Source organism: Bombilactobacillus mellifer, from assembly GCF_000970795.1.
GTDB classification, from domain to species: domain Bacteria; phylum Bacillota; class Bacilli; order Lactobacillales; family Lactobacillaceae; genus Bombilactobacillus; species Bombilactobacillus mellifer.
The window spans coordinates 728,420-743,287 of record NZ_KQ034028.1 but is presented as its reverse complement, the minus strand read 5'-3'; the positions used below and the strand labels follow the sequence as shown (position 1 = coordinate 743,287).

Genomic DNA, 14,868 nt, shown 5'->3' with positions numbered 1-14,868 from the left:
TAATTAAAATAATGATAATTGATTTTCATCTGGTAATTGGTCGAGTACGTGATTTTCAGTTAAATAATTAATGATGGTTTGCGACACTTTCCCACGTTGAGCTAAATCTTCTTTAGATAAAAATGGTTGTTCCTCCCGTGCGGCTACGATTTGTTTGGCCACATTGAGACCTAAACTAGGAACCGCAATAAAAGGAGCTAATAAAGTGTGCTCGTCCAGAATCTGAAAATTCATCGCATCCGAGCGTTCGATATCGACCATTTTTATTTGAATCCCCCGTTCCAGACATTCATTGGCAATTTCTAAAACCGTCAATAAACTTTTGTCTTTTGCCGTGGCATCATTACCTTGATCATTAATTACTTTCATTGCACTTTTAACTGCGGCTTTACCTTGAGACATGGCTTTTAAATCAAAGGTATCACAGCGCACAGAGAAATAAGCACAATAATAAATAATTGGAAAATGGACTTTAAAATAAGCGATCCGTAAAGCCATCATAATATAGGCTGTGGCATGAGCTTTAGGAAACATGTATTTGATCTTGAGACAAGAATCAATATACCAATCAGGAACTTTTTTATTGGCCCGCATTTGAGCTTGCCATTCTTCCGGGATTCCCCGCCCTTTGCGCACGTGTTCCATGATTTGAAAGGACAAATTCGGATCCATCCCCCAATGAATCAAGTCCATCATGATATTATCCCGACAACCAATAACATCTTTTAACGTCACGACCCCTTGCTGAATATAATCTTCAGCATTACCTAACCAGACATCCGTACCATGAGACAAGCCGGAAATCTGCAGTAATTCGGCAAAGGTCGTCGGATGCGTTTCCTCCAACATTCCGCGCACAAAACGTGTCCCAAATTCGGGAATGCCTAAAGTACCCATTTTTGAATTAATTTGTTCTGGTGTTACTCCTAAGGATTCAGTTCCGGAAAATAACGCCATAACCCCTGGATCATCAGTAGGAATCGTTTGCGGATCAATGCCGGATAAATCTTGTAACATCCGAATCATCGTCGGGTCATCATGTCCCAAAATATCCAGTTTTAAAATATTATCATGAATAGAATGAAAATCAAAATGTGTTGTTTTCCAAGCAGCATTTTGGTCGTCAGCCGGATATTGGATCGGAGTGAAATCATAAATATCCATATCATCCGGCACCACAATAATGCCCGCTGGATGTTGTCCAGTAGTGCGTTTAACTCCTGTGGCTCCGGCGGCTAGGCGATCTTTTTCGGCCCCCCGAAATTTTTGATCCGTCAGTTCTTCATAATTGCTGACATAACCATACGCTGTTCGATCGGCGACGGTCCCAATGGTTCCAGCACGAAAGACATGATCTTCACCAAATAACACTTTAGTATAATTATGCGCAATCGGCTGATAATCCCCCGAGAAATTTAAATCAATATCGGGGACTTTATCACCATTGAAACCCAAAAAAGTTTCAAAGGGAATATCGTGACCGTCCTTCTTTAAAGGCGTTCCACATTCTGGACAATTTTTAGCTGGCAAATCAAAGCCTGACCCGATTTCGCCATTTTCAAAAAATTGCGTATAGTGACATTTGGGACAACGATAATGGGGCGGTAACGGATTTACTTCAGTAATTCCGGTCATCGTTGCTACTAAACTAGAACCTACCGATCCCCGCGAACCAACTAAATAACCATCCTTATTACTTTTATATACCAAACGCTGCGCAATTAAATAAATGACTGAAAATCCATTGCCAATAATACTTTTCAATTCTTTGTCCAACCGGTTCTGGACAATCGGCGGCAGCGGATCGCCATAAAGTTCGTGCGCCTTACTATAAGTCAGGTCCTGAATTTCTTGTTCCGAGCCCGCCATTTTAGGAGTATAAAGTTTATCCTTCACAGGGGTAATGTCGTCTGCAATCCAATCGGCGACAGTATGCGTATTTTCGACGACTATTTGATAAGCTTTTTTTTCATCTAACCAATCAAACGCCGCAAGCATTTCCTCGGTAGTTTTGAAATCAGCGACCGGGAGTTTTTGCCGCGCTAAGGGATTACTCTTCACAGCTTTGACAATAATATCGCGATAAATGGCGTCTTTGGCATCTAAATAATGTACATCGCCCGTAGCTACGACCGGCTTTTGTAATTCATCACCCAAACGGACGATGTTGGTCAAAATTTCCTCAAGCGCTTTTTGATCAGCAATCAGCTTTTGATCCAACAAAGGTTGATAAATCGCCGGTGGCATGACTTCTAAATAATCATAATATTGGGCTTTTTGATAAGCCTCAGCATATCCTTTTTGCATCATGGCGGTGAAAACCTCGCCTGAACTGCATGCCGAACCGACGATAATGCCTTGTCGATAACGATTTAAAAGATTACGTGGGACCCGCGGTGTTCGAAAATAATATTCGGTCATCGAAGCCGAAACAATTTTAAAAAGGTTTTTCAAACCTGCCTGCGTTTGTGCCAACAACGTGGCATGATAGGGACGGGCTTGTTTATACGCTTCAGGGCCCCCAATGTGATCATTGAGTTGTTGAACGTTAGTGGTTTGAAACTTTGCTTTTAACTCTGCCAGTAATTGATACATCAAATAACCGGTCGTGGCGGCATCCGAGTTAGCCCGATGATGGTGCTCCAATTTAATATTATAACGTTTAGCTAAACTATCTAGTTTATGATTGCGATATTCTGAATGCAGAGTTCGTGACAATTCTAAGGTATCCAACACAGGAACCTGGACGGCAGATAAATGCTGTCGCTGTCGGGCGGCATTTAAAAAACCAATATCAAAAGTTACATTGTGACCCACCAAAATATCATCGCCGCTAAATTTGGCAAATTTTTGAATCGCTTGCGCTTCAGTATTACTCCCCTGCACCATTTCGTCAGTTATCGAGGTTAAGTTAATAGTAGTGGCAGATAATGGATGTTGAGGATCAATAAACTCATCAAATTCTGCAATTACTTTACCGTCTTTCATTTTAACGGCAGCTAATTCAATAATGGAATCATAAACCGCCGATAAACCGGTAGTTTCTACATCAAAAATGACATATTCGGCATGCTCCAACTCTTGATCCCGTAAATTGTAGGCAATGGGATCTCCTTCATCAACCAGATTGACTTCCACCCCGTAAATAATTTTGACACCTAGTTTTTCGCCTGCACTATGGGCATCCGGGAAAGCTTGAACGGTAGAATGATCAGTAATAGCAATCGCCGGTTGACCCCAATCCGCTGCACGTTGTACCAAAGCAGTAGTTGAACTAACCGCATCCATTTGACTCATATTTGTATGCACATGCAGTTCAATGCGTTTTTCTGCAGCTTGATCTTGGCGGCCAATTTTTTTGATCAAATTCAGATCAAATGCATTGATTACCAATTCATGCGAATAACTGTCTTCTTGAACGGAACCGCGAATCCTCAGCCAAATACCTTGTTTCAGATCCGCAAAAACGTCTTCAGGATCATTAGTCCGGGAAAATTTTTTCACCACAAAGGAAGAAGTATAATCCGTCACCTCTAAAATTAATAACTGCCGCTCGGACCGGAGTTTGCGGATCTCACTACTAAAAACGTAACCTTCCACAACTACTGATTGTTGTTCCTCCACAATATCAACCATGGAAGTGATAGGTGTTTGTGAGTTAATCTTTTTACCCCAAATGGTGCTGGGGGCCGGTGCCGACTGGGATGTCGTTTTCGTAGAGGCAGTTTGTGAAACTTGCGCAGCTAATTGTTGTTGTTCCGCAAGCTGTTTTTGCTCTAATTCGGCCATCTGTGTTTGAATTTGAGAATCGTCCACTACCACCTGAATATGGAACTGGGGAAATCCCAGCTTTTGGTAGGTGGCCTCAATCAGATCTAAACACTTATGCGTCAAATAATCTTTCACAACTTGATTATTAACTTCTAAAAAGACACGATCATCTTGCAGTGTCAAACCTTTTTGACAAGCTAACTGTTTCAAAGCTGACGACTGGGGCTGTACTTGGCTGACGACATAAGCCCAATATTGATTCAGCAGTTGTTGATCTAAGCTCGGATGAGCAATTTGTATTACAAAATCAACTTGTTTAACTCCTGCAAAAGCCGTTTGTAAATGCTCATTAAAAACTCGAAAAACATCGAATGGTAAAATATCCGCAAATTCAAAAATAAAAGTCCAGCGCTGCGAAACAGTATGGACTTCCACTTTTTTTATTTGTCCTGATTCCAGCAAAGTTAATTGCTGTAAATTGGCAGGTAAATGTAATTGTTGTATTAAGGTTTGAAACAATTGCGACGCATTTGGTTGTGTCAAAAGAACACCTCGTTGCTAATGCATTAATAATTTTTCAAAAGGATCTTCATCGAATCAATAAGATCATTTTCATTGACTTCAACGGAATCGGTTTGATTACGTAATTTAATTTCTAAAATTTTATCACTGGCTTTTTTGCCGACGGTAATACGTACCGGACTCCCAATTAAATCAGCTTCAGCAAACTTAACTCCCGGCCGTTCAGAACGATCATCAACCAAAACCGAAAAACCGGCATTCTGCAAAGAAGCCTCCACTTCAGAAGCTAGCTGCACTTGATCTTCATCCTTCGTATTAATGATGACCACATGAACTTGATATGGAGCCAGCTGCCAAGGCCATATAATGCCGGCATCGTCACAATGCTGTTCGACAATTGCAGATAGCAACCGGCTAATACCAATGCCATAAGAACCCATAATCACCGGTTGCTGGCGGCCATTTTCATCTAGAAAGGTAGCTTTTAAAGTTTCAGAATATCTTGTACCTAATTTGAAAATATGGCCAATTTCAATACCTCGTGTGAATTGGAGGCTGCCTTGATGATCTGGGGATAATTCTCCCGGTTGAACCGTACGGACATCTACAAAATCTTGATCACTCAAGTGCAGATCCCGTTCTAAATTAACATTTTGCCAATGTAGATCTTTTTGATTAGCGCCGGTTACGCCATTACACAAGCCCTTTAATGATGAGTCAGCTACTATTTTCACCGTCTCTGGCAAATCAAACGGACCCATGAAGCCGGCTACACTGTGAAACATCGATTCCACTTGCTCATCCGTCGCCATTTGGACATCTTGTTGAGCGTTTAAAACATTTTTCAGCTTAGTTTCATTGACTTCAGAGTCCCCTCGAATTAACACTAGGACTGGCTGCTCATCAACAACATAAGCCCGACTCTTGATCACTTGCTTGGGTGTAACTTTTAAGAAAGCAGCTACTGATTCTACTGTAGGGGTATGAGGAGTGGCCACCGTTTGTAGCGGTTGAGCTGTTTCTTGTGGATTCGGTTGAATTATACTTTGAGCCATTTCTAAATTGGCCGCATAGTCACTGCTATCAGAATAGACAATTGTATCTTCGCCAATTTCCGCCACGGCAGAGAATTCCTTGGAAGCATTACCGCCCATGTCACCAGAATCACCCAGAATTACGCGATAATCAAGCGCACAACGGTTGAAAATATTAGTGTACGCCTGCTCCATTTTATTAAAAGCATCGTCTAATTGTGCTTGATTAGCCGAAAATGAGTAGCCATCTTTCATGATAAACTCGCGGCCACGCAATAAACCATAACGTGGTCGATCTTCATCACGATATTTGGCCTGAATTTGATATAAAATCTTCGGCATTTTTTTATATGAATTTAATTGATCACGAATTAAGTAAGTTAAGGTTTCTTCATGCGTCGGTCCCAAAATAAAATTGCGCTCATGACGATCTTTTAATTTGAATAAATTATCACCGTAAGTGGCATAACGTCCACTCTCTTGCCATAATTCTCCCGGCAAAATCGCAGGTGCTAACATTTCAATCGCATCAATCTGCTCCATTTCCTCACGGACGATTTGTTCAATATTGTGTAAAACCCGAACTGCTAGCGGCAAATAAGCATAAATACCTGCCGAAACTTGGCGAATAAAGCCTCCTCGCAGCATTAATTGATGACTTTTAGCTTCCGCATCACTGGGAATTTCTTTTAATGTAGGAATAAAAATTTGTGATTGTTTCATCTGGCCCCTCCTTTTTAGTACTTATCATTTAATAAAAAAGCGTGTGATGTCATTCCAAGTAACAGCAACCATTAACACAAGTAAAAACGCGACTCCAACTAGATTGACCGCAATTTCCGTCTTTTGGGAGATTGGTTTTTGACGTAAAGCTTCAATTACATTTAGTAACAGTTTACCACCATCCAAAGCGGGAATGGGCAGTAAATTCATAATTCCCAAATTGATCGACAGCCAAGCAATAAAAACTACTACTTGTTTAAAGCCCATAGCTGCGACTTGCGAGGTTTCCGAGTAAATTGCTACCGGTCCGCCTAATTGATTTAGATTGAAGCCCCCGGTTACCATTTGTTTTAACGCTTGAAAAATTAAACCTACCGTTTGAAATCCCGATTGCACCCCATATTTTAAAGTAGGGCCTACAGCTGCATTGCGCGCCTGCATAACTCCGATTTGTCCGACTTTTTGCGAACCATTAGTAACTTTTTTGGGAGTCAATTTAACTTGCTTAATTTTTTGATGTGACGTTTTGATTTGTAAAGTAATTTCCTGACCAGGGTATTTAGTGATGGTCCGCGCCATTTGATCCCAAGTAGCAATCTTATGTTGATTGATGGCCAATATTTGGTCATTCGGTTGTAAATGTGCTTGTGCCGCCGGTGAATTCGGCGCAATGGCTCCTAGTTGGGGACGATTGACTGGAGCTCCACCCAGCATAAAAGCACTAACTACGTATAGCAAGACCCCAAACACCAAATTATTAAAGGGACCAGCAGCATTAGTTAAAAACCGATTCCATAAACTAGCTGAATTAAATTGCACATCAATAGGAGCAATTTGCATAGCCGTGTGCGTTTCGTCGATTAACGTGGCATCATGGTCCACTTCAAAACGCTGTAATTGACGATCATCGCCAGCCACGTACCCTTCAATAAATAAATCTTTTTGTAAATCAGCTTGTACTATTTGGACGGGCATCAACGAAGCATCATGGTCGGTTTGTGAATTATCAATGCATACTACTTTATTGGCGGCGTTTAATTTTAAGCCCACCATCACACCCGGTTTCAATTCCTCATCGTCATCTTCGGCTCCGGCCATTAATACATAGCCTCCCAATGGTAACAGCCGAATCGTGTATAAAGTGTGATTTTTGGTATAAGATACTAACTTAGGGCCCATTCCAATGGAAAATTGGCGCACTAAAATCCCCGAATGTTTAGACCAAAAATAATGGCCAAATTCATGAACTAGGACAATTAACCCGAAAACAACGATAAATGTGAGAATTGCAACCACAAAAGATCCTCCCTCTGAATTAGATAAAACCTAACGAGTGAATCAAGGGCAATACAAAAAGCATACTATCAAAGCGATCTAAGATTCCACCGTGTCCTGGCAAAATTTTACCCGAATCTTTGACACCGTAGTAGCGTTTATAAGCAGATTCCACTAAATCGCCCAGCTGTCCTGCAACTGATAAAACTATAGTAATGACAATTAACAGCAACGTATTTTGCGGAATGGTAGGAATATTTTGGTATTGTTGGAAACCAAACATATAAATCAGGGCGAAAACCACTGCTAAAATCACGCCTCCCAGTGAACCTTCCCAAGTTTTATTGGGACTAATTGCCGGGTATAATTTGTGCTTGCCAAATTTACGGCCTACAAAATAGGCCCCACTGTCGGTTACCCAAACGATAATCATCCCAAATAATAATAAGGATAAGCCCCCAGAATCAGAGTTTCGAATGGCCGCTAAGTAGTGAAAGCCATTGCCAATATAAAACATCGATAAAATCGTGACCCCAGCGTCTTCAAAGTTAAAATTATTTTTCGTAAACACCATTAAAACTAATAATAAAGCCACAAACACGTACGCTAAGTCAAAACGTGAAAAATCGTGAGGAAGCCAGGTTAAAGCTTTTTCCGGTAAGGACAGTAACAAGACTCCGATCGCAGCAATCAGAAAATCCATCGAAACAATAATCCGTTTGCGCATAATATAAACTTCTGATAATCCAATCACGGATAAAACGGAGGCTGCTAGATCAATCCACAAACCACCAGCAATGAGAATTGGAATAAAAATTGCTAAAGCCACTATGGCTGTAATGATTCTTGTTTTCAAAAAATAACCTCACTTACTCAAATTATAATCCCCCAAAACGCCGGTTCCGGTGTTGAAAGACTTGAAGATCACGCTGTAAATTAGTAGGTGAATAGTCGGGCCACATTTCAGGAACAAAAACTAGCTCCGCATAAGCTAATTCCCACAGATAAAAATTAGACATCCGCTCTTCTCCACTAGTTCGAATTAATAAGTCCGGATCTTGTAAATCTTGTAATTGGGCAGACTTTAAATAGCGGGCAAAAGTTGCTTCTGAAATCTGATCAGGAGACAAAGTTTGATTTTGACAGTCTTGGCAAATCCGCTGTACGGCTTGTAAAATATCGCTGCGTCCTCCGTAATTGAAAGCAAAATTCAAAATCATTCCGGTGTTGGCCGCCGTTTCCGCTACTGCCCGTTGACAGACTTGACGAGTTTTGCTGGGCAATTGCTGCCAAAAACCGGTAATTAGAATACGGACATTGTGGGCCTGAATGTCAGGCATAAAGCTGCCAAAAAAATCAACAGGCAAATTCATTAAAAATTGAACTTCTTGCTGTGGTCGCCGCCAATTTTCCGTGGAAAAGGCATAAACCGTCAACGCCTTAATGTGTAAATCATTTGCTGCCAAAGCGATAGTTTTTAAATTATTCATGCCCGCTTTATGACCGGCTACGCGCGGCAATCCACGCCGTTTTGCCCAACGACCATTGCCATCCATAATAATTGCCACATGTTTAGGTAAAGGTGACTCTATCATAATGCAGCTCCTCAATGTCGAAATTAGTCATAAATTTAAAAAATTGTTTAAACAGCCGTGATTTCCTGAGACTTTTTGGCTGCCATAGTATCCACTTGCTGAATATTTTTATCGGTTACTTTTTGCACTTGCTTTTCTAAATCGTGCAATTCATCATCCGTAATTTCATTCTTCTTTTGTTGCTTTTTGACTTCATCCATCGCTTCACGTCGAATATTACGAATGCTAATTTTAGCTGTTTCCGCAATTTTATTAACTTCTTTAGCCAATTCCTGACGTCGTTCCCCCGTTAATTGCGGAATTACTAAACGAATGACACTGCCATCATTGGCTGGATTAATACCCAGATCGGATTGCAGAAGTGATTTTTCAATATCTTTTAAAGTGGATTTATCAAACGGGGAAACTAGTAATACCCGCGCTTCCGGTGTCGAAATGGAAGCTACTTGGTTCAAAGGCATCGTAGTGCCGTAACAATCCACGTTAATTCCATTTAATAAACTAACATTAGCACGTCCCGCACGAATATGACTCAATTCCCGGCGTAAAGCTGTGAGACTTTTTTGCATGTGTGAATCCGTTTTATCAATTAAAGGGTTACTCATTTTTGTTGCCTCCTGTAATGGTTGTCCCGATTTGTTCACCTTCCACTACGCGAACAATATTATCGGTTTTATTAAGATTGAAGACTACCAGTGGGATATCATTATCCATGGACAGTGAGCTCGCAGTGGAATCCATAATTCCTAATTGTTTATTAATCACTTCTAATTGTGTTAATTCATCGTATTTAACTGCTTGTGGATCTTTGAGCGGATCCGCCGAATAAACTCCATCAACGCCATTTTTAGCCATTAAAATCACATCTGCATTAATTTCTGCAGCTCGTAAAACTGAAGTAGTATCTGTCGAAAAATAGGGACTACCAGTGCCGCAGGAAAAAATTACGACCCGTCCTTTTTCCAGATGACGAATAGCTTTGCGGCGAATGTAAGGCTCAGCGACTTGCCGCATTTCAATGGAAGTTTGAACCCGAGTAGGTACTCCCACAGTTTCTAAAGCATCTTGTAAAGCCAAACCATTCATGACGGTAGCTAACATTCCAATATAGTCAGCTTGCGCCCGGTCCATGCCCATTTCGGCTCCGGTTTCACCACGCCAAATATTGCCACCACCACAAACGATCGCGATTTCGACTCCTAACTGATGCACTTTTTTAATTTGTTCTGCGATTTCCGCAATAACCGGCGGATTAATGCCAAATCCCTTGTCACCGGCTAAAGCTTCACCACTTAATTTTAAAACAACTCGTTGATATTTAACAGTCATTACTAAGCTCCTTGTCAAATTCTTCTTTTTATTCTAACATACCCAATTTATTTAGACAGTCTCAGATATCTGCCCAAAAAAAAAGCGCTTCTGCGCTTTTACTTAATTTGACCCATGACTTCATCGACAAAGTTGTCTTGCCGTTTTTCAATGCCTTCTCCAACTTCATAGCGCACAAAATTAACTAATTGTCCACCTTTAGAAGCTACATAGTGACTAACAGTTTGATCTGGATCTTTAACAAAATCTTGATCAGCCAAACAAATTTCCGATAAATATTTATTTAAGCGACCTTCCACAATTTTAGGAACAATTTTTTCAGGTTTGCCTTCATTTAAAGTTTCTTGCGTAAAGATTTCTTTTTGATGGTCTAAAACAGCAGCATCTACTTGATCACGTTGCAAATATTCAGGATTAATTGCTGCCACATGCATAGCCACATCATGTGCCGTAGCTTCATCAGCGCCTTCCAACACTACTAAACTAGCCACTTGACCGCCATTATGCAAATAAGAACCAAAATTTTGGGTAGCTGTTTTAGTTACAATTTTAAAACGTCGTAAAGTGATCTTTTCCCCAATTACCGCTGTTAAGTTAGTGATCGCTGCAGCAATCGTATCGCCATTAGCTAACTTAAGTTGTTGAGCTGCTGTTAAATCAGCTGGTTGTTGCTCAACTAGGGCCTGCGCAATTTGATCAACTAAGGTTGTGAACTTTTCGTTAGAAGCTACAAAATCCGTTTCCGAATTAACTTCAACCATTGCTGCTGCATTACCTGCAATTTTAATCGCAGCTAAACCTTCCGCTGCAATACGACTGCTCTTTTTAGCTGCCTTGGCTACTCCTTTTTCACGTAGTTCATCAATTGCCTTTTGCATGTCACCATCAGCGGCCACCAAGGCTTTTTTAGCATCCATCATGCCCACACTGGTTTTATCCCGAAGCTCTTTAACTTGAGCCGCAGTAATTTTGGTCATCTTATTCTCCTTTTTTAAATACTCACACCACAAAAACTATCTTGAATCATAATTTACAAGATAGCTTGTCATCTGAAAAATTATTACTCGTTATCGTCTGTGGCTTCTTGAGCGACTACTTCTTCGATCGAATCCGCTTTTTGATTACCCACAGTATCTGCTACTGGTGCTGAACTATCAGGGTTAAAATCAGCTTCCTCAACATCATCATTATCTTCACCTTGATGACCTTCAATGACTGCATCTGCCATTTTGGAAGTGATCAAACGCACAGCTCGAATAGCATCATCGTTTGAAGGAATAATAACATCGATATCATCAGGATCGGTGTTTGTATCCACCATTGCAACAATAGGAATATTCAATTTATGCGCTTCTTTAACTGCAATGCTTTCTTTATGGGGATCCACAATAAACATAACATCGGGAATCCGTGGCATATCTTCAATTCCGCCTAAGAATTTTTCTAGTTTTTGTTGTTGTTTAACTAATAAGGCGGTTTCTTTTTTCGGAAGCCGTTCAAAGGTTCCATCTTCCGCCATTTTTTTAATTTGTTTTAATCGTTTAATCCGACTTTGAATAGTATCCCAATTGGTTAAAGTTCCCCCTAACCAACGGTGATTTACATAAAATTGACCCGCACGTGTAGCTTCTTCCGCGATGGAATCTTGGGCTTGCTTTTTGGTTCCTACAAATAGGAAAACTCCATCGTCAGCGGCTACATCTTTTACGAAGTTATACGCATCATCGATCATGTGTACTGTTTTTTGTAGATCGATAATGTAGATTCCGTTTCTTTGGGTAAAAATATACGGCTTCATTTTCGGATTCCAACGCCGTGTTTGGTGTCCAAAATGAACCCCTGCTTCTAACAATTGTTTCATTGATAAAACTGACATAAAATTTCCTCCATGGTTTTTTCCGCCGTTAATTTTGTCAGACTTTGAACGTCTTAGACGCACCACCAGTCCTAATTAACGTGTGTATTTAGTACAACTAGTCATTTTAATCGAACTAGCCCTAATAATCAAGATTGAGATTGAATTAATTTTAATTTTTGCTTGCGTGACAATTGTTTAATAGCCCATTCCCGTTTCAAAGCTTGCGAACGACTACCAACTACTTCTTGATAGCGTAAAACTACCGGCCGGCGGGCTCGAGTGTATTTTGCACCCGTGCCCGCATTATGTTGGGCAATTCGTTGTGAAACATTGCGCGCCATCCCAGTATAGAGCGTATGGTCTTGACATTCAACAATATAAACTGAATACTGTGGTGAGGTCTTCATGAGCAAAAAGCCCGCAGTTGTTTACTATAATGCCCATCTTCTGTGTATAAAACTAAGCCCGGCCAAACTTTATAACCACTCTGCCGGCGTGTTTTGCGACATTTAATTAAAACTAAATTAGCCGAAGCATTTTGGTGCGGATAAATAAAGAGCGTTTCTTTAATAGGTAGATGATAAGTTTGTAAAACTTGTGCCAATTCAAAAAAGCGATCTAAGCGATAAACCAAGTATAACAGACCATTGTCCTTTAAAAGCGCACTGGCAATTTGCCCTAATAAGGGTAAATCAAAATATAATTCATGCCGCGCTATATTTTGGGAAAGCGATTTTCCCAAAATCGGACTATGTTGCGCTTTGAAATAAGGCGGATTACAAGTAATTACATCTATACTATCATGCCCAACGTAATGTAAAGCCTGTTTAATATCGGTGTGAATAATTTTGGCATGCGATTGTAAATGATTATAAGTGATTGTTTCTTGCGCCAGCTGTGCCAGAGCAGCCTGTAATTCCAATAACACGGTAGGCACTTGAAATTTTTGCGCTAAACACAAGCCGATTAATCCACTACCACTACATAAATCCACTAATTTTTGCTGCGGTTTCAATTGAATCCAGTTTGCAAGCAGCACTGAATCAATGGAACTGCGAAACAATTCCGTGTCTTGGAATAAATCTAAATCAAAGCCTGGTACCCGTTCTTTGGTTTTTGTCATTTATTACTGTCCTTAATTTGCTATAATGTATAGCGAAAATAATTTTTTGAGGTTGTCTTATGTTTTATAAATTCATGGTACATATTGTACGAGGGATTGTTTGGATTCTCAATGGTAATGTTCATTATGAAAACCGCCAACAATTACCTCCAAACGATTCTTATATCATCGTGGCTCCCCACCGAACTTGGTGGGAACCACTTTTATTTGCTTTAGCGGTCAGCCCTACGCCGTGTGCTTTTATGGCGAAAAAAGAACTCTTTCAAAATCCATTTATCCGTTTTATTTTAAAACATGCGAATGCTTTTCCAGTAGATCGGCAACATCCCGGACCCTCGACGATCAAAACTCCCGTGCGTGATCTCAATGCCCGCCATTTAAGTCTGATCATGTTTCCTTCGGGAACACGTTATTCCACACAACTCAAAGGTGGTGCAGTACTCATTGCTAAGTTATCTAAAAAACCTTTAGTGCCTGTGGTTTACCAAGGTCCCATTACTTTTACGGGTTTTTTAAAAAGGCAGCGCTGTACTATCAAATTCGGGCAACCTATTAAAATTGCCAAGGATATGAAGATGACAGAGCAAAACACCGAAATCGTTAATCAGCAAATGCAACAAGCCTGGGATGCGATTGATTATAGTATTGATCCTAGTTTTCATTATCGGCCTTTACCGAAAAAAAAATAACCTATGTAAAATAGCTGCTGTAATAAGCAGCTATTTTTAGTTCATCAAGGCTCCTTTTTTTCAGTTGCCGGCATTTCTTGCAAGCTGGCAATGCTCAGTCTTAAGGCCAATCCTTGAACTTGGCGACCCCAGTGCCGATTTTGATGCTGCCCAGCGGCTAAAGTATCAGCACTATATAATAGTTGGGCCAACTGAACTTTACGAAATTGTGCACATGCTGCCAAAGCCGCACATTCCATTTCTACCACAGAGCATCCCTCTTGTTGCCGACAATTAACCAAATCTTGAGTTTCGCGAAAAAAGCCATCTGTTGTCCATGTTCGGCACAAAGTACAATCATAGCCATGTTTGAATAACGTTTGTTGTAATTGGGCAATTAATTTAGAATCTAAAGCTACCCACCGCTGTGGAGGTAAATAGTGATAAGAAGTGCCTTCATCCCGTAAAGCAGCGGTCGGAATGAGAAATTTATTTTCCGGCAAGGCATTTAACGTCCCGCAAGATCCGGTAACAATAATTTGTTGCGCTCCATACCCAATCAACCAATCCAACAATTGGACCGCCAGAGCAGCTCCTACTGGCGCTGCGCAAATGCCGATAGATCTATGCTTGCCCTTTACCTGATAGATAGGAATTTTTTGGGAGACGCAGCTAAAAGTCCCTAATCGGCGGGCATGATGACTCCAAGCATAAAGTGGAACCTGTTTGCCGACAAAAGCCATGACAAATTGGCGGGGGACTTGTAAGCCTAAATTTTCATGAGTCGGATTTAAAAGTGCTTCTGGACTGGGATCAAAGTCTAAAATCGGCCATTGTCTTGATTGAAAGGTCATATAAGAAAACTCCTTAACTATTGCCGACCATTGCGCAGCAGTTATTCGAAAAAAGCGATGATCAACTAGCCTGACACTAGTTTAAATCATCGCTGGAATACTTAGTAAAATTATTT

General features: G+C 40.6%; 13 protein-coding genes. 1 reads left to right on the top strand and 12 read right to left on the bottom strand.

Features of this window, described 5'->3' with window-relative positions:
- Positions 1-3: 3 nt before the first annotated feature.
- The 11 genes from JG30_RS03685 to JG30_RS03635 form a co-directional block, all read right to left on the bottom strand.
- Positions 4-4,314 carry a PolC-type DNA polymerase III gene (locus JG30_RS03685; protein WP_282433257.1) on the bottom strand — a complete coding sequence of 1,437 codons (4,311 nt, stop codon included), beginning with the start codon at positions 4,312-4,314 and terminating at the stop codon, positions 4-6.
- Between the two features lie 23 nt (positions 4,315-4,337).
- Positions 4,338-6,050, bottom strand: coding sequence for a proline--tRNA ligase (locus JG30_RS03680; RefSeq protein ID WP_046316248.1), 1,713 nt, complete (start codon positions 6,048-6,050; stop codon positions 4,338-4,340).
- A 24-nt stretch (positions 6,051-6,074) separates the two neighbouring features.
- Positions 6,075-7,346 carry an RIP metalloprotease RseP gene (rseP, locus tag JG30_RS03675; protein ID WP_046316246.1) on the bottom strand — a complete coding sequence of 424 codons (1,272 nt, stop codon included), beginning with the start codon at positions 7,344-7,346 and terminating at the stop codon, positions 6,075-6,077.
- Positions 7,347-7,365: 19 nt separating this feature from the next.
- A complete protein-coding gene (locus JG30_RS03670) occupies positions 7,366-8,181 on the bottom strand; it encodes a phosphatidate cytidylyltransferase (RefSeq protein ID WP_046316244.1) in 816 nt (271 codons plus the stop codon).
- Between the two features lie 22 nt (positions 8,182-8,203).
- Positions 8,204-8,920: an undecaprenyl pyrophosphate synthase gene (gene uppS, locus JG30_RS03665; protein WP_046316242.1), complete on the bottom strand. Its 717-nt coding sequence runs from the start codon at positions 8,918-8,920 to the stop codon at positions 8,204-8,206.
- A gap of 47 nt (positions 8,921-8,967) precedes the next feature.
- On the bottom strand, positions 8,968-9,525 hold the full coding sequence (gene frr, locus JG30_RS03660) for a ribosome recycling factor (protein WP_046316240.1): 558 nt from the start codon (positions 9,523-9,525) through the stop codon (positions 8,968-8,970).
- Positions 9,518-10,249 (bottom strand): UMP kinase, encoded by a 732-nt coding sequence (gene pyrH, locus JG30_RS03655; RefSeq protein ID WP_046316238.1) that lies wholly within the window; start codon positions 10,247-10,249, stop codon positions 9,518-9,520. Before pyrH ends, frr begins: the two co-directional genes overlap by 8 nt.
- A 98-nt stretch (positions 10,250-10,347) precedes the next feature.
- Positions 10,348-11,226, bottom strand: coding sequence for a translation elongation factor Ts (gene tsf, locus JG30_RS03650; RefSeq protein ID WP_046316236.1), 879 nt, complete (start codon positions 11,224-11,226; stop codon positions 10,348-10,350).
- An 83-nt stretch (positions 11,227-11,309) separates the two neighbouring features.
- Positions 11,310-12,125, bottom strand: a complete 816-nt coding sequence (gene rpsB / locus JG30_RS03645) for a 30S ribosomal protein S2 (RefSeq protein ID WP_046316234.1) — start codon at positions 12,123-12,125, stop codon at positions 11,310-11,312.
- 128 nt (positions 12,126-12,253) lie between these two features.
- Entirely contained in the window at positions 12,254-12,514 is a 261-nt protein-coding gene (locus JG30_RS03640; RefSeq protein WP_046316232.1) for a GIY-YIG nuclease family protein, read from the bottom strand.
- Entirely contained in the window at positions 12,511-13,230 is a 720-nt protein-coding gene (locus JG30_RS03635; protein ID WP_046316230.1) for a tRNA1(Val) (adenine(37)-N6)-methyltransferase, read from the bottom strand. Before JG30_RS03635 ends, JG30_RS03640 begins: the two co-directional genes overlap by 4 nt.
- Positions 13,231-13,289: 59 nt before the next feature.
- On the opposite strand from JG30_RS03635, the gene JG30_RS03630 reads away from it, so the two are divergent.
- Positions 13,290-13,919, top strand: a complete 630-nt coding sequence (locus JG30_RS03630) for a lysophospholipid acyltransferase family protein (protein WP_046316228.1) — start codon at positions 13,290-13,292, stop codon at positions 13,917-13,919.
- Positions 13,920-13,963: 44 nt separating this feature from the next.
- Here the strand turns inward: JG30_RS03630 and JG30_RS03625 are convergent, their stop codons facing one another.
- Positions 13,964-14,752, bottom strand: a complete 789-nt coding sequence (locus tag JG30_RS03625; protein WP_046316226.1) for a nucleoside phosphorylase — start codon at positions 14,750-14,752, stop codon at positions 13,964-13,966.
- Positions 14,753-14,868: the final 116 nt, after the last annotated feature.